Source organism: Paenibacillus sp. sgz302115 (genome assembly GCF_056120445.1).
The window spans coordinates 309,068-333,046 of the sequence record NZ_JBVYOK010000006.1; the positions used below are offsets into that span (position 1 = coordinate 309,068).

24 protein-coding genes are annotated in these 23,979 nt (G+C 53.7%); 16 read left to right on the forward strand and 8 right to left on the reverse strand.

Annotated elements, in window-relative coordinates; all coding sequences use genetic code 11:
* Window positions 1-77 precede the first annotated feature (77 nt).
* From AC0LWN_RS14985 to AC0LWN_RS15015, 7 genes are all read left to right on the forward strand, one after another.
* The gene (locus tag AC0LWN_RS14985; protein ID WP_474666574.1) at window positions 78-743 is read left to right on the forward strand and encodes a succinate dehydrogenase cytochrome b558 subunit; all 666 of its coding nucleotides are present in this window, start codon (window positions 78-80) and stop codon (window positions 741-743) included.
* Between the two features lie 65 nt (window positions 744-808).
* The gene (gene sdhA / locus AC0LWN_RS14990) at window positions 809-2,551 is read left to right on the forward strand and encodes a succinate dehydrogenase flavoprotein subunit (RefSeq protein WP_474666576.1); all 1,743 of its coding nucleotides are present in this window, start codon (window positions 809-811) and stop codon (window positions 2,549-2,551) included.
* A 656-nt stretch (window positions 2,552-3,207) separates the two neighbouring features.
* On the forward strand, window positions 3,208-3,972 hold the full coding sequence (gene sdhB / locus AC0LWN_RS14995) for a succinate dehydrogenase iron-sulfur subunit (protein WP_458967896.1): 765 nt from the start codon (window positions 3,208-3,210) through the stop codon (window positions 3,970-3,972).
* Between the two features lie 548 nt (window positions 3,973-4,520).
* Window positions 4,521-5,306 (forward strand): DUF3891 family protein, encoded by a 786-nt coding sequence (locus AC0LWN_RS15000; RefSeq protein WP_474666578.1) that lies wholly within the window; start codon window positions 4,521-4,523, stop codon window positions 5,304-5,306.
* A 292-nt stretch (window positions 5,307-5,598) separates the two neighbouring features.
* Window positions 5,599-6,534, forward strand: a complete 936-nt coding sequence (locus AC0LWN_RS15005; RefSeq protein ID WP_474666580.1) for a metallophosphoesterase — start codon at window positions 5,599-5,601, stop codon at window positions 6,532-6,534.
* Between the two features lie 91 nt (window positions 6,535-6,625).
* Complete coding sequence (locus tag AC0LWN_RS15010) at window positions 6,626-7,168, forward strand: GNAT family N-acetyltransferase (protein WP_474666582.1); 543 nt, start codon at window positions 6,626-6,628, stop codon at window positions 7,166-7,168.
* Between the two features lie 266 nt (window positions 7,169-7,434).
* The gene (locus AC0LWN_RS15015; RefSeq protein WP_474666584.1) at window positions 7,435-8,181 is read left to right on the forward strand and encodes an NADPH-dependent oxidoreductase; all 747 of its coding nucleotides are present in this window, start codon (window positions 7,435-7,437) and stop codon (window positions 8,179-8,181) included.
* Between the two features lie 80 nt (window positions 8,182-8,261).
* Here the strand turns inward: AC0LWN_RS15015 and AC0LWN_RS15020 are convergent, their stop codons facing one another.
* The 3 genes from AC0LWN_RS15020 to AC0LWN_RS15030 all read right to left on the reverse strand — a co-directional run bounded on the left by AC0LWN_RS15020 (window position 8,262) and on the right by AC0LWN_RS15030 (window position 10,367).
* Window positions 8,262-8,522 (reverse strand): DUF2651 family protein, encoded by a 261-nt coding sequence (locus tag AC0LWN_RS15020; RefSeq protein WP_474666586.1) that lies wholly within the window; start codon window positions 8,520-8,522, stop codon window positions 8,262-8,264.
* Window positions 8,523-8,590: 68 nt separating this feature from the next.
* Window positions 8,591-9,400: a histidinol-phosphatase gene (locus AC0LWN_RS15025; RefSeq protein WP_474666588.1), complete on the reverse strand. Its 810-nt coding sequence runs from the start codon at window positions 9,398-9,400 to the stop codon at window positions 8,591-8,593.
* A 64-nt stretch (window positions 9,401-9,464) separates the two neighbouring features.
* On the reverse strand, window positions 9,465-10,367 hold the full coding sequence (locus tag AC0LWN_RS15030; protein ID WP_458967890.1) for a LysR family transcriptional regulator: 903 nt from the start codon (window positions 10,365-10,367) through the stop codon (window positions 9,465-9,467).
* Window positions 10,368-10,771: 404 nt separating this feature from the next.
* Here AC0LWN_RS15030 and AC0LWN_RS15035 point away from each other — a divergent pair, with 404 nt between their 5' ends.
* From AC0LWN_RS15035 to AC0LWN_RS15055, 5 genes are all read left to right on the forward strand, one after another.
* Window positions 10,772-11,227, forward strand: coding sequence for a chemotaxis protein CheX (locus AC0LWN_RS15035; RefSeq protein ID WP_019908737.1), 456 nt, complete (start codon window positions 10,772-10,774; stop codon window positions 11,225-11,227).
* 28 nt (window positions 11,228-11,255) lie between these two features.
* Entirely contained in the window at window positions 11,256-12,032 is a 777-nt protein-coding gene (locus tag AC0LWN_RS15040) for an SDR family NAD(P)-dependent oxidoreductase (RefSeq protein WP_474666590.1), read from the forward strand.
* 98 nt (window positions 12,033-12,130) lie between these two features.
* Window positions 12,131-13,597 carry a DEAD/DEAH box helicase gene (locus AC0LWN_RS15045; protein ID WP_474666592.1) on the forward strand — a complete coding sequence of 489 codons (1,467 nt, stop codon included), beginning with the start codon at window positions 12,131-12,133 and terminating at the stop codon, window positions 13,595-13,597.
* Window positions 13,594-14,340, forward strand: coding sequence for an ABC transporter ATP-binding protein (locus tag AC0LWN_RS15050; RefSeq protein ID WP_474666594.1), 747 nt, complete (start codon window positions 13,594-13,596; stop codon window positions 14,338-14,340). The genes AC0LWN_RS15045 and AC0LWN_RS15050 overlap by 4 nt, the downstream gene beginning before the upstream one ends.
* A 1-nt stretch (window position 14,341) precedes the next feature.
* On the forward strand, window positions 14,342-15,559 hold the full coding sequence (locus AC0LWN_RS15055; protein ID WP_474666596.1) for an ABC transporter permease: 1,218 nt from the start codon (window positions 14,342-14,344) through the stop codon (window positions 15,557-15,559).
* A 167-nt stretch (window positions 15,560-15,726) separates the two neighbouring features.
* On the opposite strand, the gene AC0LWN_RS15060 is transcribed toward AC0LWN_RS15055, so the two are convergent.
* From AC0LWN_RS15060 to AC0LWN_RS15075, 4 genes are all read right to left on the reverse strand, one after another.
* A complete protein-coding gene (locus tag AC0LWN_RS15060) occupies window positions 15,727-15,837 on the reverse strand; it encodes a YjcZ family sporulation protein (protein WP_474666598.1) in 111 nt (36 codons plus the stop codon).
* Window positions 15,838-15,991: 154 nt separating this feature from the next.
* Window positions 15,992-17,293 carry an aminotransferase class I/II-fold pyridoxal phosphate-dependent enzyme gene (locus AC0LWN_RS15065; protein ID WP_474666600.1) on the reverse strand — a complete coding sequence of 434 codons (1,302 nt, stop codon included), beginning with the start codon at window positions 17,291-17,293 and terminating at the stop codon, window positions 15,992-15,994.
* 108 nt (window positions 17,294-17,401) lie between these two features.
* Window positions 17,402-17,926 (reverse strand): hypothetical protein, encoded by a 525-nt coding sequence (locus tag AC0LWN_RS15070; RefSeq protein ID WP_474666602.1) that lies wholly within the window; start codon window positions 17,924-17,926, stop codon window positions 17,402-17,404.
* Between the two features lie 74 nt (window positions 17,927-18,000).
* Window positions 18,001-18,624 carry a pyridoxamine 5'-phosphate oxidase family protein gene (locus AC0LWN_RS15075; RefSeq protein WP_474666604.1) on the reverse strand — a complete coding sequence of 208 codons (624 nt, stop codon included), beginning with the start codon at window positions 18,622-18,624 and terminating at the stop codon, window positions 18,001-18,003.
* A gap of 146 nt (window positions 18,625-18,770) precedes the next feature.
* Here AC0LWN_RS15075 and pdxR point away from each other — a divergent pair, with 146 nt between their 5' ends.
* From pdxR to AC0LWN_RS15095, 4 genes are all read left to right on the forward strand, one after another.
* Entirely contained in the window at window positions 18,771-20,324 is a 1,554-nt protein-coding gene (gene pdxR, locus AC0LWN_RS15080; protein ID WP_474666607.1) for a MocR-like pyridoxine biosynthesis transcription factor PdxR, read from the forward strand.
* A 512-nt stretch (window positions 20,325-20,836) separates the two neighbouring features.
* The gene (locus AC0LWN_RS15085) at window positions 20,837-21,622 is read left to right on the forward strand and encodes a helix-turn-helix domain-containing protein (protein ID WP_474666609.1); all 786 of its coding nucleotides are present in this window, start codon (window positions 20,837-20,839) and stop codon (window positions 21,620-21,622) included.
* Window positions 21,623-21,689: 67 nt separating this feature from the next.
* Window positions 21,690-22,439 (forward strand): 2,3-diphosphoglycerate-dependent phosphoglycerate mutase, encoded by a 750-nt coding sequence (gpmA, locus tag AC0LWN_RS15090; RefSeq protein WP_474666611.1) that lies wholly within the window; start codon window positions 21,690-21,692, stop codon window positions 22,437-22,439.
* A 114-nt stretch (window positions 22,440-22,553) separates the two neighbouring features.
* Entirely contained in the window at window positions 22,554-23,060 is a 507-nt protein-coding gene (locus AC0LWN_RS15095) for a DUF2569 domain-containing protein (RefSeq protein ID WP_474666613.1), read from the forward strand.
* A 100-nt stretch (window positions 23,061-23,160) separates the two neighbouring features.
* Here the strand turns inward: AC0LWN_RS15095 and asd are convergent, their stop codons facing one another.
* Complete coding sequence (asd, locus tag AC0LWN_RS15100) at window positions 23,161-23,952, reverse strand: archaetidylserine decarboxylase (RefSeq protein ID WP_458967879.1); 792 nt, start codon at window positions 23,950-23,952, stop codon at window positions 23,161-23,163.
* Between the last annotated feature and the right edge of the window lie 27 nt (window positions 23,953-23,979).

The following is a 23,979-nucleotide window of genomic DNA, read 5'->3' on the forward strand; positions in this document are numbered from 1 at the left end:
CTTCTGTTTTAGCAGTATTCCCGGCAGTGGCACTCATTAATGAAAACGCTGTTTTAATCGGAAAGGGGACACTTTGCATGAGAGGATTTTATTCCAGAAAGATTCATTCCTTGCTCGGCGTTATCCCGCTCGGGTTCTTCTTCCTGGAGCATATGCTGACGAATTTCTCGGCAGTGGAGGGTGGCGCTTCCGGTTTCAATGACAGTGTGCTGTGGCTGAACAGCCTGCCGCTCGTCTTCTTCCTGGAATTGTTCGGCATATGGCTACCGCTGCTGTATCACGGGGTCTATGGGCTATACATCGCCTATCAGTCTAAGCCAAACCTGAACCGCTTCAATGTGGAAAGAAACTGGCGGTATACGCTGCAGCGGATCAGCGGAATTATCACCTTTATCTTCATCATCTGGCATCTGTACGAAACCCGGTTCCAGGTGGCGGTCGGTAATGTGAAGCATGAAGAGCTGGGCGGTGTTATGCATAACATCGTGACTCAGCCGCTTTTGCTGACAGTATATGTAATCGGCATTCTGGCGGCCTGCTTCCACTTCTCGAACGGTCTCTGGTCGTTCCTGATCAGTTGGGGCGTAACTGTAGGCCCGCGTTCGCAAAGAGTGTCCTCCGTGCTCTGTCTGGGTCTTTTTGTTATTGTCAGCTTCATGTTCCTGCTCTCACTGGTCACCTTCCGCGACAATGAATTCCAGGCAACATCTGCGGCTGTGCAGTCCTTGCGGAGCTTCATCTAAGAATTTGAGAAAGCGTGTCCAAGTTCGGGCTAATCTATATTAAAAAAGTCTAGGAGGGAACAATCATGGCAGCAGCCGATATCATTATCGTGGGCGGGGGGCTGGCCGGCCTGATGGCTACCATCAAGGCGGCGGAATCCGGCGCGCATGTGCATTTATTCTCCCTTGTTCCTGTCAAAAGATCGCATTCGGTCTGCGCGCAAGGCGGCATTAACGGCGCAGTGAACACCAAAGGCGAGGGCGACTCGCCCTGGGAGCATTTTGACGACACGGTATACGGGGGCGACTTCCTCGCCAACCAGCCTCCGGTCAAGGCGATGTGCGAAGCTGCGCCGGGTATCATCCATCTGATGGACCGGATGGGCGTGATGTTCAACCGCACCCCGGAGGGGCTGCTTGATTTCCGCCGGTTCGGCGGGACGAAGCGCCACCGGACGGCTTTTGCCGGGGCGACAACCGGCCAGCAGCTGCTGTATGCGCTGGATGAGCAGGTCCGCCGCTGGGAGTCCGAAGGCATGGTCACCAAAAGCGAGAACTGGGAGTTCCTCTCGGTGATCCTTGACGACGAGCGTGTATGCCGCGGCATCAGCGCCCAGAATCTCAAGACGATGGAGATTCAGACCTTTCCGGCGGACGCGGTGATTCTGGCGAGCGGCGGTCCGGGGATTATTTTCGGCAAAACAACGAACTCGGTCATCAACACCGGAACGGCCGCAAGCGCCGTATACCAGCAGGGTGTGCATTATGCCAACGGGGAATTTATTCAGATTCATCCGACTGCCATTCCCGGCGACGACAAGCTGCGGCTGATGTCGGAATCGGCGCGCGGCGAAGGCGGGCGCATCTGGACCTACAAGGACGGCAAGCCTTGGTACTTCCTGGAGGAGAAATATCCTTCTTACGGAAACCTGGTGCCGCGCGATATTGCTACCCGGGAGATTTTTAGTGTGTGTGTGGATCAGGGGCTGGGCATTAATGGCGAGAACATGGTGTACCTGGATCTGTCCCATAAGGACCCGAAGGAGCTGGACGTCAAGCTGGGCGGCATCATCGAAATCTATGAAAAGTTCATGGGCGATGATCCCCGCAAAATCCCGATGAAAATCTTCCCGGCGGTGCATTACTCTATGGGCGGCATGTGGGTCGATTATAACCAAATGACCAATATTCCCGGGCTGTTCGCAGCAGGGGAGTGTGAATACCAATATCACGGGGCGAACCGGCTCGGCGCGAACTCACTTGTCTCGGCGATCTACGGCGGCATGGTCTCGGGACCGAAGGCTGTTGAATATATTAAAGGGCTGAAGAAATCGGTACAGGACATTTCCTCCACCGTGTTTGACAGCTTCCACAAGACACAGACGGATAAATATGAGTCTTTGCTGGCTATGTCCGGTACGGAGAACGCCTATGCCATCCATAAGGAGCTGGGCGAATGGATGACCGCTAATATGACGGTGGTGCGCGACAACGGCAAGCTTACAGCCACCATCGGCAAAATCAAAGAGCTCAAGGAGCGTTACCGCAGCATCAACATGAACGATACTTCACGCTGGAACAACCAGGGTGTGGCCTTTACCCGCCAGCTTTGGAACATGCTGGAGCTGTCCGAGGCGATGACCCTTGGAGCGCTGCTGCGCAATGAGAGCCGGGGCGCGCACTATAAGCCGGAATTCCCGCACCGCAACGACGAGGAGTTCCTGAAGACTACCAAGGCAAGCTGGACACCGGACGGCCCGCAAATCTCCTACGAAGCGGTGGATGTTTCGCTGATTCCTCCACGGGTACGGGATTACTCGAAGGATTGATTGCATGGGGCGTAGCGTTAGATAAGCCACTGATGAGCCACCCTTGATACTTGGCTCATTAAGCGGGCTGCCGATGTTTGGTGTTAATTGTATTTCATACAATTAAACGGGTCTCTAAACGCGCTTAAGGCGGTTTAGCTGTATTTTGTGCAATTATTTTTTGAGGAATAGCCCGCTTGGCGGGCTTTCCCTGAAGTATAACTGCAGAAACTGCAATTATATGCTGAAATGAGTTGAAATCGGCTATTTTAGCTGTACAAAGTGCAACTAACTGCCTGATAAGCTGATAAGAAAGCTGATAAATATGCTATATAAGTTGAACTAAAGAAACATAAAAAGGGCAGAAGTGACGGAGGAGAAGTTTGGAACTGGAGGAGCGGTAGCGTCCGCCTTTGTCTACGGATTTCATCCGCCCAAGCGGTATAAATTAAGAAATCTGTAGACAACAGCGGCCGGAAGTCCAAACATTCTCCGCAGTTACGACCAGACCCAATATGAAAATCTATAGTTCAACTTATATAGAAAACGTCGCCACCATGCGAACGTACAAGGCGGATTAACATTTTCCACAAACTTAAGCAGATGCTTCCGAAGCGGGTTTGGTACGAAGCGGATTCAGGAAGCGATGCTCACAAAACTTATAGGAGGTAACTGATATGGCGGAAACTGCTGCAGCTCCCAAAAACGTAAAGTTTATCATTACCCGCCAGGACGAGCCGGAAACGGCTCCTTATACGGAGGAGTTCGAGCTTGCGTACCGTCCGGGGATGAACGTGATCAGCGCTTTGATGGAAATTCAGCGCAACCCGGTCAACGCCAAGGGCGACAGTACGGTCCCGGTCTGCTGGGAATCCAACTGTCTGGAGGAAGTGTGCGGCGCCTGCTCGATGGTGATCAACGGGAAGCCGCGCCAGGCCTGTGCAGCGTTGATTGATAACCTGGAGCAGCCGGTGCGCATTGAGCCGATGAAGACGTTCCCTGTGGTGCGCGACCTGGTGATCGACCGCAGCCGGATGTTCAATGCCCTCAAGCGCGTCAAAGCGTGGATTCCAATTGACGGCACCTATGATCTAGGTCCGGGACCGCGGATGGCGGAGAAGAAACGCCAATGGGCGTATGAGCTCTCCAAGTGCATGACCTGTGGCGTTTGTCTGGAGGCCTGCCCGAATGTCAATGAGAAGACCGACTTCATCGGTCCTGCAGCGATTTCGCAGGTGCGTCTGTTCAATGCGCATCCTACAGGCGAGATGAACGCTGATGAGCGCCTGGAGGCGCTGATGCAGGATGGGGGTATCGAGGGCTGCGGCAACTCACAGAACTGTGTGCGCGCCTGCCCGAAAGGCATTCCGCTCACCACCTCCATCGCTGAGATTAACAAGCAGACCACCAAGCATATGTTCAAGCGCTGGCTGGGCGTGTAGCCGGCTGCCTTTATCTCACATCATCAGAAGGGAGTGTCACGGAAGCCGAAAGGCTGTCTGGACACTCCCTTTTTTTCAGGCTTGTCTATCAGCTTTTTGCCCAGTTCCAGGGCCACGCATTTCCTGATCGGAAGAGTCTGCCCGTTTGTAACTGACTGCGCAGCTCTTATTTCTACTGGAAGTCATTTTTCCGCAAGTGAACGGACTCCAGGGCCTTTATGGGCCGACATTCGCCCCAAATATACCTGCCGAAGAGGCAATAAGCGCTCTACGGTCCGATAGCCCGGCTAAATGTATCCTTTTCGGGAAAATAAGGGCTTCACGGTCCGTAAGGATCAGGAGTATTGATATACGAATCCCTCTCTCCCCGAACCACAAAGGCTCCGTCCTAAACCGCAGATTTAGAACTGATGCTGATCTAGTATATAATGGTCAGATAGCTTGAAAGGGTCATAGCCGTCTGAACTCAAACAAATATAGGTGGTTATGTTATAATCTCCATAGTCGATGCAACATTCAGACAGGGGATAGTCAGGGGAGGAATGACATTGATTTGTCGTGAACAGGACGGGGATTTGGTAATGGTTAAGCAGCATGAGCACGGGCTGCTGGCCGGCAGCTTTGCTGAGCATTTTAAGGATGAGCATATGCCGGGGGAAGGACGCCGGACGGGGGTGCTGTGGGCGGTTAGCAATCATGATCGGGGCTGGATTGATCTTGACGAGACGCCTTTCTGGAATGATGCGGCGGGTTCGCCATACACCTTTATTGATTTTCCGCTAGTGCCGAAGCTTACGTTCTATAGACGCGGATTGGATGAGATTGAAGCGGAAACTCCGTATGGTGCGCTGCTGTGCAGTTTGCATTTTGAACGGCTGATCAAGATATCGGGAGAGGCGTGTGCGGAGCTGACTGCCTATCTGAAGGCTGAAGAGGAGCGCCGGTTCCGTATACTTCGCCAACTGGAGGCAAGCCAGCCGCTCGCTGAGGGCGAGCTGCATCATGATGCCCGACTGCTGCAATTCTGCGATGATCTCTCGCTGTATCTTGCGCTAAGTGAGCCGGGAACCCCCAAATCGGAAGAGCATCCCTGGTTTCGCCAAGGGTTCTCGGGAAGCGGGGATTTCAGCTTCACCTCCGGGCGCGTGATTACGGCGGAATGGCAGGATAAATCTATCTTGCTGCTCGACCCTTTTCCGTTCACCCGGAACGTCGAGGTGGCATTCAAGCAACGCCGGTTCCCAAAAGCCGAAGCAGAACGCAAAGGCATCGTCCGCGCATACCGCGAGACCCCTGAGGAAGAATGCCGGATTACCTTGTCCAGCCGGCCGTAATAAGCTGTGTACATAAAGGCGATCTATGAATAAAGTAAAATAATAAGCAATCTATACAAGCTGAAATAAAGAATTACGAAAGGCAGAAGTGGCGGAGGGGAAGTTTGGATACTTACGGAGCGATAGCGTCCGCCTTTGTTCACAGATTTCAACCGCGATCAGCGGTCTCAAATCAAGAAATCTGTGAACAACAGCGGCCGGAAGTCCAAACATTCCCCGGAGTTACGACCAAAGCTGATTCGGTAAATCAAAATTCAGCTTATATAGCTAAGCAAGGAAGGAGAATCTCCCTATGAATAAAAAATCCTCCGGGGCTTCTCCCGAAACCGCGTTAGCTAGGGCAGAGAACGGCGGCGGACCCAGCGTCCCGCCTGAGACTAATGGCGGCGGCCGCAAGCTCACCCGCCGCCAATTCCTGACCCGGGGAGCTGCTGCCGTATTTAGCGCAGGTCTGCTTACAAGCGGCTACGCCTGGCAGGGAGAGCCGAACTGGCTGGATATTACCCGGATGGAGCTCGCGCTTAAGGAACTGCCCTCTGCATTTGCCGGCAGCCGGTTGGTCCACTTCAGCGATGTGCATCTCGGCTTTAACAAGGATGCCAAGGATCTCTCGCGTCTGGTGGCCCATATCAAGGAGGCCAAGCCGGACATCATCTGCTTCACCGGAGATATTGTGGACAGCTATGCCGAGGATCTGGAGGACTCCGTAGCCATATTAGCGGAGCTGAGTGCGCCGCTTGGCAAATATGCGATACTTGGCAACCACGATTACAAGAACACGGAGCTGCTCACCCGCCTGCTGACTTCCGCCGGCTTTCGCGTGCTGCGCAATCAGTCTTATTTAATCAAGCAAGGGGGCGCAACCCTCGCGGTAGCTGGACTTGACGACCTGCTGCACGGGAAGCCTGATCCGCAGGCGGCGCTCCAAGGCGTCCCTGAGGGTACATTCACGCTGCTCATGATGCATGAGCCGGATTATGCCGACATCGCGGAAGCCTATCCCTTCCATCTTCAATTGTCTGGCCACAGCCACGGCGGACAAATCCGTCTGCCTTTTGTAGGTGCGGCGTACACCCCATACGGTTCGGAAAAGTACATAAGCGGCTTGTACTACACAGCGAAAAAGGCGATGCCGGTGTACGTCAACAGAGGATTTGGCGAGACCGTTATGCCTTTCCGCTTCTTATGCAGACCGGAGCTTACGATCATGACCCTGCGCCGGGCATAACGAACGGCGTTAATCTACAGCAAGTAGCTGAACAGCTAACGGATAGCGTCTACAGTTTCCAAACCAGGTCGCAAGGGAAAAGGAGAAGCGTATGCGCACGTACGATACGGTATTATGCATGAAGCGGCAAGGAGCGGCGGTTGAGCTGAGGACGATGCATTCCGGGGAGTCCATGGCGCTGAAAGCGCTGCTCTCCCATCCGGAAGTGCAGCCGCATATACTGCTGCGTCAGGGAACCGGATCACTGCATGGCTATTTGGATAAAATGGTGCCCCGGATGCTGCACACCTCCGATCCTTGCGCATTGCATGCGGGAATTTATCTTAGAGGGCAGCATGAACTGATTGGGACCGCCTCGCTGCAGAACTGGAACCGCCATGAGGGAAAAGCTGTGCTTGGATATTTGCTGAATCCGTTATGGTGGGGGCAGGGGTTGGCAACCGAAGCCGTAGGACTGCTGCTGGATTACGGACTTTTGGAGCTGGGACTTAGGAAGGTTGAGGGCCGCTGCCGCGGCGACAATCTCAGGTCCGAGCGCGTTATGCTGAAGAACGGGCTGACCCTGGAGCGCATCCAGCCTATGCCGGGCAGCTCGGGCGATGTAATGAAAGTCTTCACATTGTTACACAAATGAAATAAACCCGTTATGAAACTCTAACAGTGTCCGGTTAAACTAAGTACATGACCCCCTTTTGAAAATATAACTGCTGCTGGGACCCGATGCTTCGGGTCCATTTTTTTTGCTGCTGCGGGGGATATCTAAAGCACCTGACTGAGCTTATGCTTCCGGGCGAGAAGACCAAGTACTTTCCAAGACTGGCGGTTTCCCTGGTGAGTGGGATATGATGGTTGTAATACAGAACAATACATAGCCGCAAAAAGCGAGGAGGTCATCACCCTTTGAATGAAGTAGTCAGAACATTAACCAATCACCGCTCCTACCGGCAGTATCTGGAGCAGCCCGTGGAGCCGGAGAAGCTGCGGACGATAATCGAAGCCGCCCAGGCAGCGCCGTCATGGGTAAACGGACAGCAGGTGTCCATCATCGCCGTACGGAGTGAAGAACGCAGACAGCAGCTTTCGGTCCTCTGCGGGAACCAGAAGCATGTGGCTGCCGCACCTGTGTTTTTGGTATTTTGTATGGATTTTTACCGTGCCAAAGCCGCAAGTGAACTGGAAGATCAGCCTTTCGAGGCGGCGAAGGATGTGGACGCGCTGCTGGTTGGTGCTACAGATGTGGGAATCGCCTTGTCGAATGCCGTAGCTGCCGCTGAGTCGCTGGGGCTGGGTATCATTCCGATAGGGGGAGTACGCCGCAATACGGCAAAGGTCATCGAGCTGCTGCAATTGCCGGAATATGTTTTCCCGGTTGTGGGGCTGTGCGTCGGATATCCTGCCGAGGAGCTGCCGAAGAAGCCAAGGCTTCCGGTGCAGGCGGTTCTTCATGAGGAGCAGTACAATCCCGAGGTGGAGGGCTGGATTAAAGAATACAATGCGGCCTTTCGTGAATATCTGAAGGCTCAAGGCCTGACGGAAAGAGATTGGAGCAGCACGATAGCCCACTTCTATTCGATCAACCCGCAATATGGAGATGCGCAGATTACCTTGAAGCAGCAGGGCTTCACTTGCGATAATCTGCCGAAATAGCAAAAAGCACCGAAGTGGTTAACGGGAACATTTTCAGGGAGCAGACCGTTACCATAAGGTCCTTTTTGAAAGTCTACCGTCTATTGACGGCTTGTTTTCGTAAACAAACCGATAATTATTGATAATACTGTGTAGACCACTACCCAAATAAAGAAAGATTCATTGAAAACAGTAAAAGTTAAAATAGTGAATGTAACAAATGTTAATAGTGGAACTACAAACCACTTCTTAAACAACAAGATTCCGATAATTGAAGCTGCAATGACGATAAGAGGACAGATAACAAATACTAAAAGAATTTTCATCACCGTCTTTCCAGATCTATATTCCGAAAACAGCATCCCGAAAGCAGCAGAAACCTCAATCCACAGTCCCTAAACTGCAGATTGAGGTTTTTTGTAATGTTGAACTATAGCTTTACTGTTTTTTTCTCTTTTTGCTTGAAATACACCCACTGCGTGAACCCGATTTCCTTAAGCCTGGCTACCACAGCCTCATGCTGATCGGCGACCCGTGAAGTGAGATGGGCATCGGAGCCGAAGGTGACCTCTACGCCGTAATGCAGCGCCCGCTCCAAAATATCATCTGAAGGATACCAGCCGCCGCTCAGCTTGGTGCTGCCGGAGGTGTTAATCTCGATGGCTACGCCGCATTCGGCGATGACGCGCAGACACTCATCAATTTCCGCCGGGGCAGAAATTTCCGAGAACTGCGGGTAATTCCCCTTCATGGCATCAATGTGGCCGAGGAACTGAAACATGCCGCTGCGGGCAGATTCGGTGATCAGCCGGTAGTATTCGACTTTGCTGGCGAGCTTCTCTTGGGGACCAAGCCCCTTCCAGCGTCTTTTATTGAAGATGCTGACACCACCCACGCTATGCACTGAGCCGATGATGTAGTCAAAAGGATAGGCCGACAACGTTTTGCGGTACAGCTCCGCATGCTCGGGGAAGTAGTCTGATTCGATGCCGAGCAGGACGTCAATTTTACCGGCGTATTCTTTTTGCAGGGAGAGCACTTCATCGACATAGCGGGCAAGCTCGGATTTGGCCATGGCAATATGGGGAAAAGCCTGCTCGGAAGGACTTCCGAAGTAAGGCGAATGATCGGAGATACCGATCGCATCCAGGCCGGCGGCGATGCCGGCTTCGATATAATCCCTGATCGTTCCGTCAGCGTGGCCGCAGCGGAAATGGTGGGTGTGCAGGTCGAATTTCATGGGTAGAACATCTCCTTAGGCCAGTTTTTCACAATGTTCCCGGGGTATCCGCAAAGTATTCATGTTACTCGGAGCCGATGAATTGGGTCTCGGGCATGCCCTTGAGATCGCTCAGAAACTGCCGCATGGCCGAGTTGACATATTTGCCTGACTTGGTGATGACGCCTACAGGATGGGTGACCTCAAGCTCGATAATCGGGACGATTCGGAGCGTTCCGCTCCTCACTTCGGAGGCCACCGACTGCTTGGAGATCACCGCTGCGCCGAGATCCAGCTCCACCATCCGCTTGACCTCCTCGCTGCTGGTCAGCTCCATAATCACCTGCGGCTGTATGCCATGCTTGGCGAATACCTCATCGGCGAATCTGCGGCCGACGGTATCCGGCGAGAGCAGGATGAGCGGGATTGTGGCGAGCGCTTCGATTCCTGCGGCTTTGACCTGCGCGAGGGGATGGCGGGGCGAAACCACCAGCTCGAAGGTGTCATAATACAGCACGGAGGTCGTCATGCCCGGGCTGCGCCCGATTAAATAGCCGATGCCGACATCGACCAGACCGTTTTCGACATGCTGATAAATCTGTGACGAGGACATCGAGGAAATCGAAGTTTTGATATGCGGGAACTGGTTCTGGAAATACGAAAGGACACGCGGCAAAATCTGAATCGCAATGGAGGTGGTCGTGCCAAGTATAATATGCCCCTGCGGATTCTCCTCGAGATCCGCAAGACGCTGCTTAAGCTCATCGACGATACCCACAATTTGCTCAGCATGCGTCAGAAATACTTTACCTCTGTCCGTTAGTGTAACCGGCTGGTTCCGGTCAACGAGCTGGGTTTTGAACTCTTCCTCCAGACTTTTGATCTGTGCCGACACAGCCGGCTGAGTCAGGTTGAGCAGCTCGCCCGCCTTGCGAAAGCTCATGGTTTTGGAGATTGTAATCAGCGTCTCAAGCTGGCTGATGTTCATGGACGTACCCCCTTTTAGCTTGCTGAATGCCGCCGCCATTTATGTCTGATAATCAAGGTTGTATGTGTGTCTCTGGTTCCGCAAAGTATCTGGAATGGGCATCGGAGGTAAGGCGAACTTTGTGGGCTGACAGCTTTATTTTCCCGCCGGGACGATACTGTCTTTGGTTATGGATGGCAAAGCCGTTTCTGATGTATATATCTTACGCCGGATGTTGGCATTTGATTAGATTATAGGAGATAACACCCGGCAGGGCAATGTTGTGCCAAAACTATCTTAAGAATTCCTTCGAAGAGACCATTAATTTTTGGTGAATAATACCGATATATGAAGTATAATAAATCATCATTGCTTGGGACTTTTGGTATATGACTAAAGCCTGGTAGAGGGGGGACAGCACTTTTATGAAAGCGGAAGTAATCAATCCATTCTTAGAGTCTGCACGAATTGTAATTGAGCAGGTGGTACAAGTCTCGCCATCCACCGGTAATCTCGGGGTAAAGGATATTGAGCTGATTGATAATCATATATGGATTCAAGTGGGGATGACTGGTCAATTGAGCGGAGATATTATTTTTGGAATCGCGGAGCAGGTAGCGCTGAAGATTGTGTCGGCCATGATGGGCGGCTATGCAATTACGGAGATGGACGAGATGGGTCAGAGCGCGATTTCGGAGCTGGGCAATATGATCAGCGGCAACGCAAGCACCATTCTCTCCAATCAGGGAGTAACCGTGGATATCACCCCGCCGAAGCTTATGAAGACGGAGACCATGTCGGTATTGCCGCGCAAAGCGCTGAGTATTCCGCTTTTGATGGATGGGATCGGAGAGCTTGATATACAGGTAATGATCTCTTAGTCGATAATCGGGAGCTGATACTTATTCCATGAGACTACAGGATAAAGTGGTTGTAATAACCGGAGCTTCGAGCGGGATCGGAAAAATTACGGCGCAGATGCTCAGCAAGCGTGGGGCGATTCCCATTCTGTTGGCCCGTTCGGAAAGCAAGCTCAAGGAAACGGCGGCCGGTATACCGGGCGTTTTTGGATTGTACACCTGTGACGTTACAAATGAGGCGGAAGTCGAGCGGACCTTTGCAGAAATACTCGCTACATATGGAAAAATTGATGTATTGCTTAATAACGCAGGATACGGCAAATTTGCTGCTTTTACCGAGATGGAGCCCCAGGAATTCGATGATATGATGAATGTAAACTATATGGGGATTGTCCGGTGCACGAAGATAGTAGTTCCACATATGCTGGAACGGGGCAGCGGGCAGATTGTCAATGTGGCCTCCATCGCTGGCAAAATCGGCACGGCACGGTCCGTTGCCTATACGGCAACCAAACATGCTGTTCTGGGCTTCACGAATGCGCTCCGCCAGGAGCTGCGCAAGAGCGGGATTATCGTCTCGGCGGTGAATCCGGGGCCGATTGCCACTGAGTTCTTCCAAACAGCCGATCCTTCAGGCAACTATGAGAAAAGCGTCGCCCGGATTATGATGACGCCGGAGCATGTGTCCATGAAGATCGTTAAGCTGATAGAGAAGGGCAAGGAGGAAATTGATCTTCCCGGCTTCGCGGCGGTTGGCATGCGGTTCTATGGTCTGTTCCCCCGGCTTGCAGACAGGATCACCTATAACATGCTGAACCGGAAATAGACTTTTTCGAATGGATTAAGCGGCCTCCCATTTGGTGGAGAGGCCTTTTTGGCATATAATGAACATATTATCTCAAGCGAAAAGGATGAATACCTACTATGAATAAAGCTTCTTTTGCGGCCATCGGCATCCAGGAGGACCTCGTTACCCGATTGTCGGAATTCGGCATTCAGGCCCCGTCTCCCGTACAGGAGCAGACGATTCCGCTGCTGCTTGCGGGAAGGGACGTGCTTGCCGCATCCCAGACAGGCACCGGCAAAACGCTGGCATACCTGCTGCCGCTGCTTCAAGGAATCAACCCGGAGCAGCGGGTGGTGCAGAAGCTCGTGCTGGCACCTACCCAGGAGCTGGCGATGCAGATTCTCCGCGAGGCAGAGCGTTACGGAGCTCACCGCGGCATCAAGGTGATGGGACTGATCGGCGGCGCGGCCATTAAGCGCCAGATTGATAAGCTGCGCGAGCATCCGCAGCTTGTTGTTGGTACTCCCGGACGCATCCGGGAGCTGATCGGGCTGCGCAAGCTGAAGATGCATGAGGTCAGCACGATAGTCATTGACGAGGCTGACCAGATGTTCCAGCTCAGCGGCGCAGGCGAGGTAACCAAGGTCGTCAGCAGCGCCCTGCGTACACGGCAATTGGTCATGCTGTCGGCGACCATCGGACCGGAGACGAAGGCGCTTGCCGCACGGGAGATGAAGAACCCGGCTGAAGTTGGCATCGAGCCGGGTGTAATGACGGCCCAGACCTTGGAACACTATTATGTGGTGTCAGAGGAGCGGAACAAGATGGATATGCTCCGCCGGGTCATCCGCCATTACAACCCGGAGCGGGCCATCGTATTTGTTAATGCGACTGAGGATATCGCCGAAGTAACGGCCAAGCTGAACTATCTGGGGCTCACGGCAGCGGCACTGTACGGCGACGCCGACAAGGTCACGCGCAGCAATGTGCTTGCCCGCTTCCGCGATGGCAAGTTCCGTGTGCTGGTAGCCAGCGATGTGGCGGCCCGGGGCCTTGACATTGAGAATCTGACGCTGGTCGTAAGCTACGATCCCGCATTCGATTCCGAGCACTACGTCCACCGGGCCGGACGCACGGGCCGCATGGGACGGCGCGGCTTGTCCGTGACCATCGTTACGGAGCAGCAGACGTTCATCATGCGCAAATTTGCCAAGGAGCTGGATATCCAGCTGACAGAGCGGGAAATGGCGGGCGGCAAGGTACTGGCTGAGGGTGAAGCCCGCAGCAGTTCCGGTTCGGGCCGCCGCGAAAGCAGCGGCCCACGCGCGGGCGGCTCTGCGCCACGCAGCGGCAAGCCGCAGGTGCGGACTTCGGCGGCGGCAGGCTCAGGCGCCGCTGATACTTTTGCGCCGCACCCGCCGGGAGCGGCTGCAGAAGAGCGGCGCGGGCAGCAGCGCCGCAGTCCGGGTCCCGCCGCAGGGACACGCGGCGGAGCGGCTCCCGCGGGCAAGGGGCGCAGCAGTGCGGAACGCGAGAAGAACCGCAAGAACAAGGGAGCGCCAAGATGGTTGAAAGACAAAACCACGAGAGGTGACGGTCAATGAATACTGCCCCCGTATTGCAAATTACGGGCTTAAGCGGAGGTTACAGCCTGAACAAGCCGGTGCTTCACGATATAGGCCTTCAGGTGAAGCCCGGAGAAATGGTTGGGCTGATCGGACTAAACGGAGCAGGCAAAAGCACGACAATGAAGCATATTCTGGGCCTGATGTCACCGCATAAAGGCGAGATTGCCGTCCAGGGCAAGACGCGGAGCAGCGACCCGGAAGCATATCACAGCGCATTGTCATTTGTGCCGGAATCCCCGCTGCTCTATGAGGAAATGACGGTACGCGAGCATGTGGAATTTACCGCCAGAGCTTACGGTGTGGAGCGCAGTGATTATGAAGCCCGCAGCCGCGAGCTGGCCGCACTTTTTAATATGGAGGACAAGATGGATACTCTGTCCTCGCATTTATCCAAGGGCATGAAGCAGAAGGTCATGATCATGTGCGCTTTTGTGGCGCGTCCGGCTCTGTATGTTATCGACGAGCCTTTTTTGGGGCTTGACCCGCTGGGTATTCGCTCTTTACTCGATTTTATGCTCGATTTGAAGAAAACCGGAGCTTCGATTCTGTTAAGCTCCCACATTCTCTCGACTATTGAGAATTACTGCGACCGGTTCATTGTGCTGCATCGCGGCAAGGTCATTGCGGAAGGCACGCTTGCTGAAATGACCGCAGCCGCCGGGTTGCAGGGCCTGAATTTGGAGCAGCTGTTCTACGAGCTGGTTCAGGGAGGGAAATGATATGGATTTGAAGGAGCTGCGCCGGCAGCGGCGCAGCCGGTTCGCGCGAAGCATGATTCCATATGTGGGTTATATCATTCAGAGCGGTGTGGCTATGCTGTTACTACTGGTGCTGATCCTCTTCTCGGCCTGGTACACTTCGCTGCTCCGCAATATCCCGGAAGGCATTCCGATCCGCTGGATTATGCTTGCAGTGCTGCTTCCAGCAGCGGTGCACAGCAGCTTCCGGACGTATCTGCAGAGCCCGGATACGATTTTTCTGCTGCCACAGGGCCACCGGATGAAGGAATATTTTGCCCCGGCCTGGGTGTCCGGGAATGTGTGGAAGATTGTCCGTCTGGCTTTCGTATTGATAACTCTCTGGCCTCTGTACATACGGACGGATGATTCACATAAAATGCTGTTTGCAACACTTATCGTGCTGATTCTGGTGAAGCTGCTGGCAAGCTTTGGCCTATGGCGGGAGATCGCCATGCTGTCGCGTCCGGCTGCGTTTAGCTACGCTCTGCTGCGCTGGTCAGCGGGCGGCTTGATGATTGCCGCATGGCTCTGGCAGCCTTCTCTCCGGGCACTTCTCTTCATGGTAATTCTGGCGGCAGCCTATGTGGCAGCGCTGAGCGTTCCCGGACGCCATTCTGTTCCCTGGGAAAGGCTTATAGCCATCGAGAAGAATCAGGGAGCGATAGCGCTGATGATTCTCGGCTGGTTCGTGGATGTGCCGGGACGGGAACAGCGTGTCTATGTCCGGCGCTACTTGTCCAAGTGGGGGAGCGGCCTCGCCTGGCGGCGGAATACTGCTTACCGCTTTCTGCTAACCAAAAGCTTCGCCCGGGGAGATATCTTCGGGATTGTTAGCAGGATAGCGATTCTGGCGCTGTTCCTGGTCTGGTGGAACCGGGGCAGTTACATCGGCAGCGGTATTTATCTGTTCTTCCTTCTGATTATGGGCGTGCAGTTGTCTGCGCTGCGTAAGCTGCACAGCGAGTCATTCTGGCTGACAGTCTACCCGTTGCCTGAGGGCAGCAAGGGAAGCAGCACTATCCAGTTCATCTTCCGCACGCATCTGCTGCTGGCTGTGCTGACCGGCCTGCCTTTCCTGGCGACGGTCCCTGACCGGCCTTTGCCTGTAATCGGCACCTTCCTGGCCGGAGGCCTCGTGGCCTATCTGTTCCAGCGCTCTTCCATCCGCAAGGAAGCGCGCCGGGAAGAGGATATCTAACAATTAAACGCCTTGATGGAGCTGCGCTCCGATCAAGGCGTTTTTTTTAGATATATGCGGCTGGATATGTTAGGTCCGTCATAGCTTCAGCTTGGAACGAGGAATGATAAAAAACGCGGGCAAGGTGGGAGAGAGCCGGGGCCCCCTCCCGGGATGATCATTCCCGGTTAGATAAAGAGTGAACGGCTGATGATAACCAGCAGGATAAAGAGAACCAGAATTGCACCGGTGCTTGTAAACATAGGGTGTCCATATCCGCCTCTAACTTCTTCGCTCATGTTCATTCCCCTTTCGCGTCTGAAATATTGTACTTGAGTACATCGTATTGTATGTGCGGAGGGAAGAACTTGTATAGGCCAATGCCATAATAGGCGGCAAAAAAACAGCCCCGGCTGGGCCGGGGCTGACACATCTATTGAGAGTCCGAGAAAATCAGGCTTTTTCCAAATCGCGGATCCCCGCGTAGACCAGGTCGAACAGATCCTCAAGCTGCTCTTCCTCAATACATGAGAAAGCAATGCGCAGATCGGTCTCGCCCAGGGCAATCGTGCCCAGGCCGTAGTTATGGATCAGATGAACCCGCAGCTCTTCAGCCGAAACGGTGTGCAGCTTCAGGCACATGAAGTAACCGGAATTGAACGGGTAATAGGTCCATACGTCATTGCCGTATTTGCCGCTGTCCAGTAGTGTCTTCACTTTGTTGGCACGGCCCTTCATGATCTGGAACTTCTCTTCCTTCTGGGCGGGGAATTCCGGCGACTTGAGCGCGTCCAGCACAAAGGTCTGCGACGGATGCGATCCGCTGGAGATGGTGGCCCGGATAATGCCCATTGTCTTTTGCTCCAGAGCATTCAGCAGTTCCTTACTCTCGGAAGCGTAGGTGATGAAGCCGACACGGAAGCCCCAGACGAACTCCTCTTTGGTCGCTCCGTCCACCTTCACGGCGAGTACACGCGGATGCAGATTGGCCAGACGGCCGAACAGTGATTCCTTAAGCGAATCCTCGAAAAAGAGCCCGAAATAAGCGTCGTCGCTGACCACTACGACATTGATGCCTTCCTCTGCGGCACGCAGAATAGCGGCTACGATGGCTTCACCTTCCTTAAGACCCGGCGTGTAGCCCGTAGGGTTGTTTGGGAAGTTGAGCAGCACAATCGCTTTGCCGCGTTCTTTCTGGGCTAGCAGAGCGGCCAGCAGTCCTTCGCTGTTAAAGCCCATGTCTTCAGTAAACAGCGGAAAGTTAACGATGTTGCTGAGACGGCGGATGCCGAAGGTCAGCTCGTAATTCTCCCAGTTTTTGTCCGGATAGATGATGGCGTCGCCTGGATCTGCGAACAGGTCGGCAACGATGCTGATCCCATGAGTCAGGGCATTTGTAGCGATAGGGTTGCCGAAGGACTTGCCTTCAAGCGACGGATTCTCGCGCAGCATCTTTTCCCGCCATACGGTGCGCAGCTCCGGTTTGCCTGCTGGCGGAGCATAGCCGTACAAATCCTTGGGACTGTAGGCGGAGAGCTTATCCTGAATAACGCCAAGGTGCATAGGCATGCCTTTTTCAGTGGCAATCCCGATGGTCGCATTGTATTTTTTAGCGTGAGCGGTTGCTTCAGCGGATTGGCTCAGAATACCCTCTTTTGGAAAATAGATCGCCTTGCCAAGATCGGAGAGCATCTCGTACACATGTTCATTGCCTGATTTGATGCTGTCATTCAATTGTCCAGCCAGTGGATTCATCAGTTTCATCCTTCCGGTATTCATCTGGGATATACGTTAACATTGCCTAACATTATATCACCGCGATTCCCAGCCGTCACTGGCGAAAGACGTATTTTTAAAATACTTTTAGATTATTAGCGGAGGGTTCTCCCAGACCTGCACTTCAATGTAGCGCTCCGGGCCTTGATCGCCCCTCGGGTTCCATTCTTGCGGCCAGCCGAATTGCGAAATGACCTCCCGAATCTCCTCCAGTGTATACACCTGCCCCCGGTAAATCTTGCCGTCCATAACCCTCATCGCCGGGAACAAATCGCCATACGTAAAGCTGATGCATTTGGGGGAAAAGTCTGCAACCGGAATCCGCAGTTCAGCGCCGCGCGGATACCATTCCAGCAGCCAAGGACAGCTTCCGAAGGTCATATAATGGGGGTGCTGGCGGACCGGACGGCCTCCTTTGGAGATAAAAGCATTCCGGGCTTTCTGCTCCAGTCCGCGGCGAATGCCAAGATAATCCGCTGAACGCTTGCTGGCAAATCCCTTGCTCTGCTGGCGTATGCCCTCAAGAACACTCTCCGCTTCCTCGGGCGGCAAATCGGATAAATTCTGAAAAGGCCCGGTGGATTCATCATAGTAGTGGTATAAATATTCCATCGCACGTCCCGCCGATCTATAGCTTTTATAGGCTATATTGTAGCACTTCTATGAGAATTGTGTCCTGTTCAGCTTCAATTGTTGTTGTTGTGATAAGGGCAGTATTTTTCCATCATCGCTATGGTTTCGGCATCGCGCGGCCCGTTTCTGTCCGTAAGGCCCCCGGTGACTGAAGCCCGCGCCTCCTCCTTCAGATTTTGGCCGAATTTGAACTTGGCAGTCAGCTCCCGGGGAACGATACGCACGACTGCGACACCTTTGAGTGCTGGACGGTATCTGGGGTCTTCAGCATCTATTGGAGCATAGCCGCCCTCCGGCTGGAGCTTTTGCATAAAAAGGGTGAGTACGGCTGCTTTTTCAGCAATGCTCTCTACCAGCTCGGCCTGTCCATAGGCGGTTACGCTTTTAAAAAAAGCGGTGGCGGGGCATGCAAGCTCGGAATCACTGAAATACGAAGGAATCAGCGCATATTCGTCGGCAACGGTGAAGCAGACCTGCGGATTCTGGAGGATGCTTTTCATTTTGCCTCCGGCATGGCTGCCGTGGAAATAGATGTTGCCTTCGCTGTACACAAAATTCACCGGCGTTACTCTCGGTTGCCCCTCCCCATCACTGGTGCCGAGAAAACCAAAGCTCATCCCGTTCAGAAATTCGGTTAGTTCCTCTTCCTGCTCTACTTGAAATTCTTTTCTGCGCATTGTTGCACTTCCTCTTCTGAATTAGTGGCGGAGCCTCACGCTCCAGGGTCAATCGGTTTAATTAGCATAGAGGAAGAATTGACAATAAAAAAGGACCGATTTACATTAATTTTAATAGTCCACTTTGGAGCAGGGAGGATGGAAAGATGAATTTCACATTGCCTTATGACCAGTATTTGGCTATTCATCGCTATAAATATTTGGCCCTGTACCACGCGCTCCGCGCAGCCATTCTCGATGGTACGCTGCCGGGAGGGACGAGGCTGCCGTCAACCCGGAAGCTGGCGGAGCTGTACCAGGTGTCGCGCGGCTCGGCGGCGCAGGTCTATGACATGCTGCTGGCCGACGGTTATATTAAGGCTGAGACGGGCCGGGGCACTTTTGTTGCGGATGGGAGCTTCGCTGGCCTTCCCGCGGGGAGGGCTGAAGGTGATGCTGCCGCTGCAAGCCCAGCAGCCGATGTACAGGCGGGGGCTGCATCAGCCGAAGCAATATCCGGCGCGTCCGCTGCGATCCCGCTCTCCAGTTGGGGGGAGCGGCTCATGGAGCATCACGTATCCATCTATGAGCAGGTGAGGGAGGGGGTCATCAGCTTCCGCAGCCAGGGGATGCTGATGGAGCATTTCCCTTACGCCGAATGGAGGAGTGCGCTGAATTATGCCGGAGGCAAAAGCGGCGGGCGGCTGGAAGGCTACTGCCCGCCCCAAGGGGAAGAAAGCCTGCGCCGGGCCATCGCTTCTCATCTGCGGGTGACCCGTGGAATCCGGGCGGAAGCGGAGCATATCGTGCTGTTCAGCGGCTCCATGCAGGGCATTGTCATTCTGACACAGCTGCTGCTTACGCCCGGCAGCCCCGCCGTTGTGGAGGACCCCGGATTTCACGGTGTCCGTAGGGCCGTGGAAATTTGCGGCGGACGGCTGCTGCCTGGCAAGGTGGATGGAAGCGGACTTGTGCCGCAGGAGTGGGCGGCCCGGCTACTGTTCGTTACGCCAAGCCGCCAATTTCCGACCGGTGCGGTACTGCCGCTTGACCGGAGGCGGCATTTGCTGGAATGGGCGCGGCGGCAGGCGGCGGTCATTGTGGAGGATGATTACGACAGCGAGTTCCGCTGGGCCGGCCGGCCCATAGAGCCGCTGAAAGCGCTCGACCGTGAGGAGCGGGTCGTGTATGTCGGCTCCTTCACGAACAGCATGTTCTCCGGGCTGCGGCTGGGCTATGCGGTGCTTCCTCCCTCGCTGGTACAGCCGGTGACCGCCGCCAAAGCGCTGTATGAGCCGCTTCCGGGAGGCCGGCTGGAGCAGCGGGCGTTGGCCCGCTTCATGCAGACCGGCGCCTACAGCCGGCATCTGCGGCGGATGACGCGCATCTATGGCGAACGTGCCCGCTTGTTCCGCTCGCTGCTGGCGGAGCGGCTTGGGATGCTTTTTGAGCCGCTGCCCGGCGATGCGGGCTTGCATATTTATGCGCGCTGGCTGCGCGGCGCAGCGGAATTTGCCGCCTTCCGTGCGGCGGCGGTCCGGCGCGGCACGGACTTCCGGGACGCGGCGTTGTACAGGGTCGTGCCTGGCGAGCCGGCGGCCTGCTTTTCTTTTTCCCATTTAGATGCTGCCGGGCTGGAGGAAGGGGTCAACCGCCTGCTGCTGGCCTGGAGCGATGTGCAAAATGGAGCGGGACAAGGTATTATGAGAAGTAAGGGATGATTAGGGACGTATGCTGAATGAATGTTAAAACAATTTCTGTTGTATTTGATACAGCCAAATTGCCTGATCGTGCTCCGAAAATGAATTCTGCTGCATTCTGTGCAACAGATTTGCGCTTGCCTGCAGAGAATCGGCGGATTTGAGCTTTTTGGTTGTACAAAGTGCAGCAGAATTGAAAACTCTGCGCTCATTCCGCTATTCTATCCTGAAATAACGATGTCCGAACAGAGGACATTGTTATGGAAGCCTCGAATTTGGCGAAGCCAAATTGAGGGCCTTCTATGAAATTTCATCGTCTGAAGTGCCGCGAAAGAGCGGCATGGCTGTCTATTGTACAAAGTGCAGTAGAAGCTTGCGCAAGGATAGTCTGCAAATAGATGAGCAAAGAGTTTTGCTGCAAAGTAATATCGAAGAAGCAAAATTTCCGCAAAACTTAAGATGATGCTTCCGAAGCGAGTTTGTACGAAGTATGCACAGGAAGTAACGCTCACAAACTTTTAGGAGGGAACATTATGCTGCATGCATCGCCGACCTCTTTTGTCATCCTGCCGGCCTTGGCGAAAATCGTCTGCGAGCCGGGCTGGAAGTGGCAAAAAAGAGAGAAGCCGCTGCAAAATTACGATTTATTTTATGTCTGGAGCGGAGAAGGCACAGTTGTGCAGAATGGTGTGCCGTTTCAGGTGGGCAAAGGAAGCTGCTTTCTGTTCCGTCCGGGAGATCATACAAGCGCTACCCATAATCCGCAAAAACCGCTTGTGCTTACATACATTCACTTTGATATCACCGAAGCGGTAAAAGAGATTCCAGACTCTTATCGCGAGATGACGGAAACGGTGGAATTTGAGCATCTGCTTGCCAGGTATGTCCGCCTGTTCCTGGTGAAAACCTTCGCCGCCGAGGAGGAGGGGCAGCTTATCTTGAAGCAACTGATGATCCATCTGCTGCGTGAAGATCAGGTGATGCCTGTGGAGCGGCATATCAGCAACCAGCTGGCAGAGGTCATCCACGAGGTAGCCAACTATGTAAGCCAGCATCCCGGGGCCTCACACCGGGTAGAGGATCTGGCAGCCCGGGCGGGGCTGTCGCCGCGTTATTTTTCGATCAAGTTCAAGGAGATTACCGGCTCTTCCGTCCAGTCTTACGTCATCCGCGCCCGAATCGAGCGGGCCCAGCATTTGCTGCTATATGCCGGAATGAATGTAACTGAGGTGGCGGATGCGCTGGGTTACCGCGACATTTTCTTTTTCAGCCGGCAATTCAAGCAGCACACCGGAAAAAGCCCGTCGGAAATCCGCTGAACTCAGCTGGAAATCATATAAGCCGTAAGCGGCAGTCACGATCCAACTATAGGCAGGAGGAGAAATTATGTATGAAGTCGTATTGATACGTCATGGAGAAAGCGAGTATAACCGCCAGAATCTGTTCACAGGCTGGAGCGACCCCGATTTGACCGAAAAAGGTGTGGAGGAGGCCAAAGCGGCGGGCAAGCTGCTGAAGGAGGCGGGCTATACGTTCGATCTTGCCTTTGCTTCTGTGCTGAAGCGTTCGATTAAGACGCTGAACTATGTGCTGGATGAGATGGATCTGCTGTGGATTCCCGTACAGAAATCCTGGAAGCTGAACGAGCGGCATTACGGTGCGCTGCAGGGGCTGAGCAAGAGTGAAACCGCGGTAAAATACGGCGAAGAGCAGCTCCATATCTGGCGGCGCAGCCTGTCTGTCCGTCCGCCTTTGCTGGACCCGGATGATCCGCGTTATGCGCGAAACGACATCCGCTACAAGGAGGTCCGCTCCGGTGATATTCCGCGCGGCGAGAGCCTGGAGGATACGGTGCACCGTGTCGGCGATTTCTGGGGCAACCGCATTGTGCCGCTGATCCGCAAGAAGGAGCGGGTGCTGATCTCGGCGCATGGCAATACGCTGCGGGCGCTGATCAAATTCATGGAGGATCTCGATGAGCCGACGCTACTGGATCTGAATATCCCGACCGGGGTTCCTCTGGTCTACAAGCTGGACGATGATGTGAAGCCAATTAACCGCTTCTATCTCGGAGAGCCGGAAGAGGTTCAGGCCAAAGCCCGTGAGGTGGCGAATCAGAGCAAGGTGACGGAATAGTCCGGCTGTTATAGTAACCGAAGCTGCAATGATATCAGCTCTGCAGAGCTTTTTGACGTTAGTGTGACTGGCTTCAATTGAATATGTTGAAAAGGCTCAAGGAGGAAGAAATAATTGAAAATCGAAGCTCAGCAGGAATCCAAAAAATATACTCCATTTGGTCCTTCAGGTCTCGGGGGCTGGCTGGTGCTTGTACAGATTGGGTTGATTGCAACGTTGTTTATGGTGGCGTTACAGCTATTGAACTACAACCTTCCAAGCTTCAGCCCGGAGTACTGGGATATGCTTACATCCGTACAGGGAGAGCTATACCATCCGCTTTGGGCTCCGCTGATTGTATTTGAGGCCGCTGCGAATGTGCTGTTGCTGCTGCTCTGTATCTTTTCTTTGGTGTTGTTCTATCAAAAAAAGGCTTTATTACCCCGAGTGATCATTCTGCTCTTTTGCAGCAACCTGCTTATAAGTCTTATTGATTATATTTTATTGTTGAATATACCGCTTTCAAGAGAGACTAACGAAGGAAGCGGCATCCGTAATCTTATAAGATCGGTCTTTACCTGCGCTATATGGGTCACTTATTTTCTGAAATCGGAGCGGGTAAGCAATACCTTTGTGCGGTAAACGTAAAAAAATCAAAGCCCCGTCAAGGCATCGCTTACGTGCCTTTGGACGGGGCTTTGATTGTTGAGGCATCTCTTCTTTGTCTATCAGGGTCAAGCTTTTAAGTAGGACGGTGCAATGTGCCCAGCAGCTCGCCCATCTTCACCTTGGTCTCGCTTACGAGTCCGGGGCGCGGCGTAAAGCTGCCGTTCTCCAGGAGCAGCACTACAGTTGAGCCGAATTCGAAATAGGCCAGATCGTCGCCAATCTGCCAATGGTCAGCCTCTTCATTGGAATAACGGATGCTGCTGACGTTCATCGCACCAACCTTCACCACAGCGGCTTCACCGCTTGCTCCGGCGATATAAGTAATGAGCCTTTCGTTGCGGCTCAGCACACCCTTCATATGTCTCATGCCAAACTCATTGACAGGGTAGGCCCGTCCGCGGATATGCTCGCTCTCCACCTTGCGTCCGGTAATCGGCGAGTGAATCCGGTGGTAATCGGTAGGGCTCAGATACAATACGAAGAAAAATCCTTTTTTGTACAGCTCCAGATGCGGAGAGTGGTTCAGCAGCTCTTCCAGCTCATAATCCTGTCCTTTAACATTCATAATCGTTCCGGAATGAATCTCGCCCATGGCTGTAATCAGGGCATCCACCGGGCTGGCTACAGCGTTCTCACTGCCGGTGACAGGCCGCATGCCGGATTTCAGGCGGCGGCTGAAAAATTCATTCAGCGTCCGGTACTCGCCGGAATGCTTCTCCGCTTCGGCTGCGGGAATATGATAAGTCCGAATAAATGCCGGGATCAAAAAACGGCTGAGTCTGCTATGGGAAAAGGTCCCCATTAACCGGGAAAGCCATCTGTGTGAGGACAGCTCGGTCATCAGCCGCAGCAATTGTTTTACCATGCCCATCTCCCTTCCATCATGCAGCGG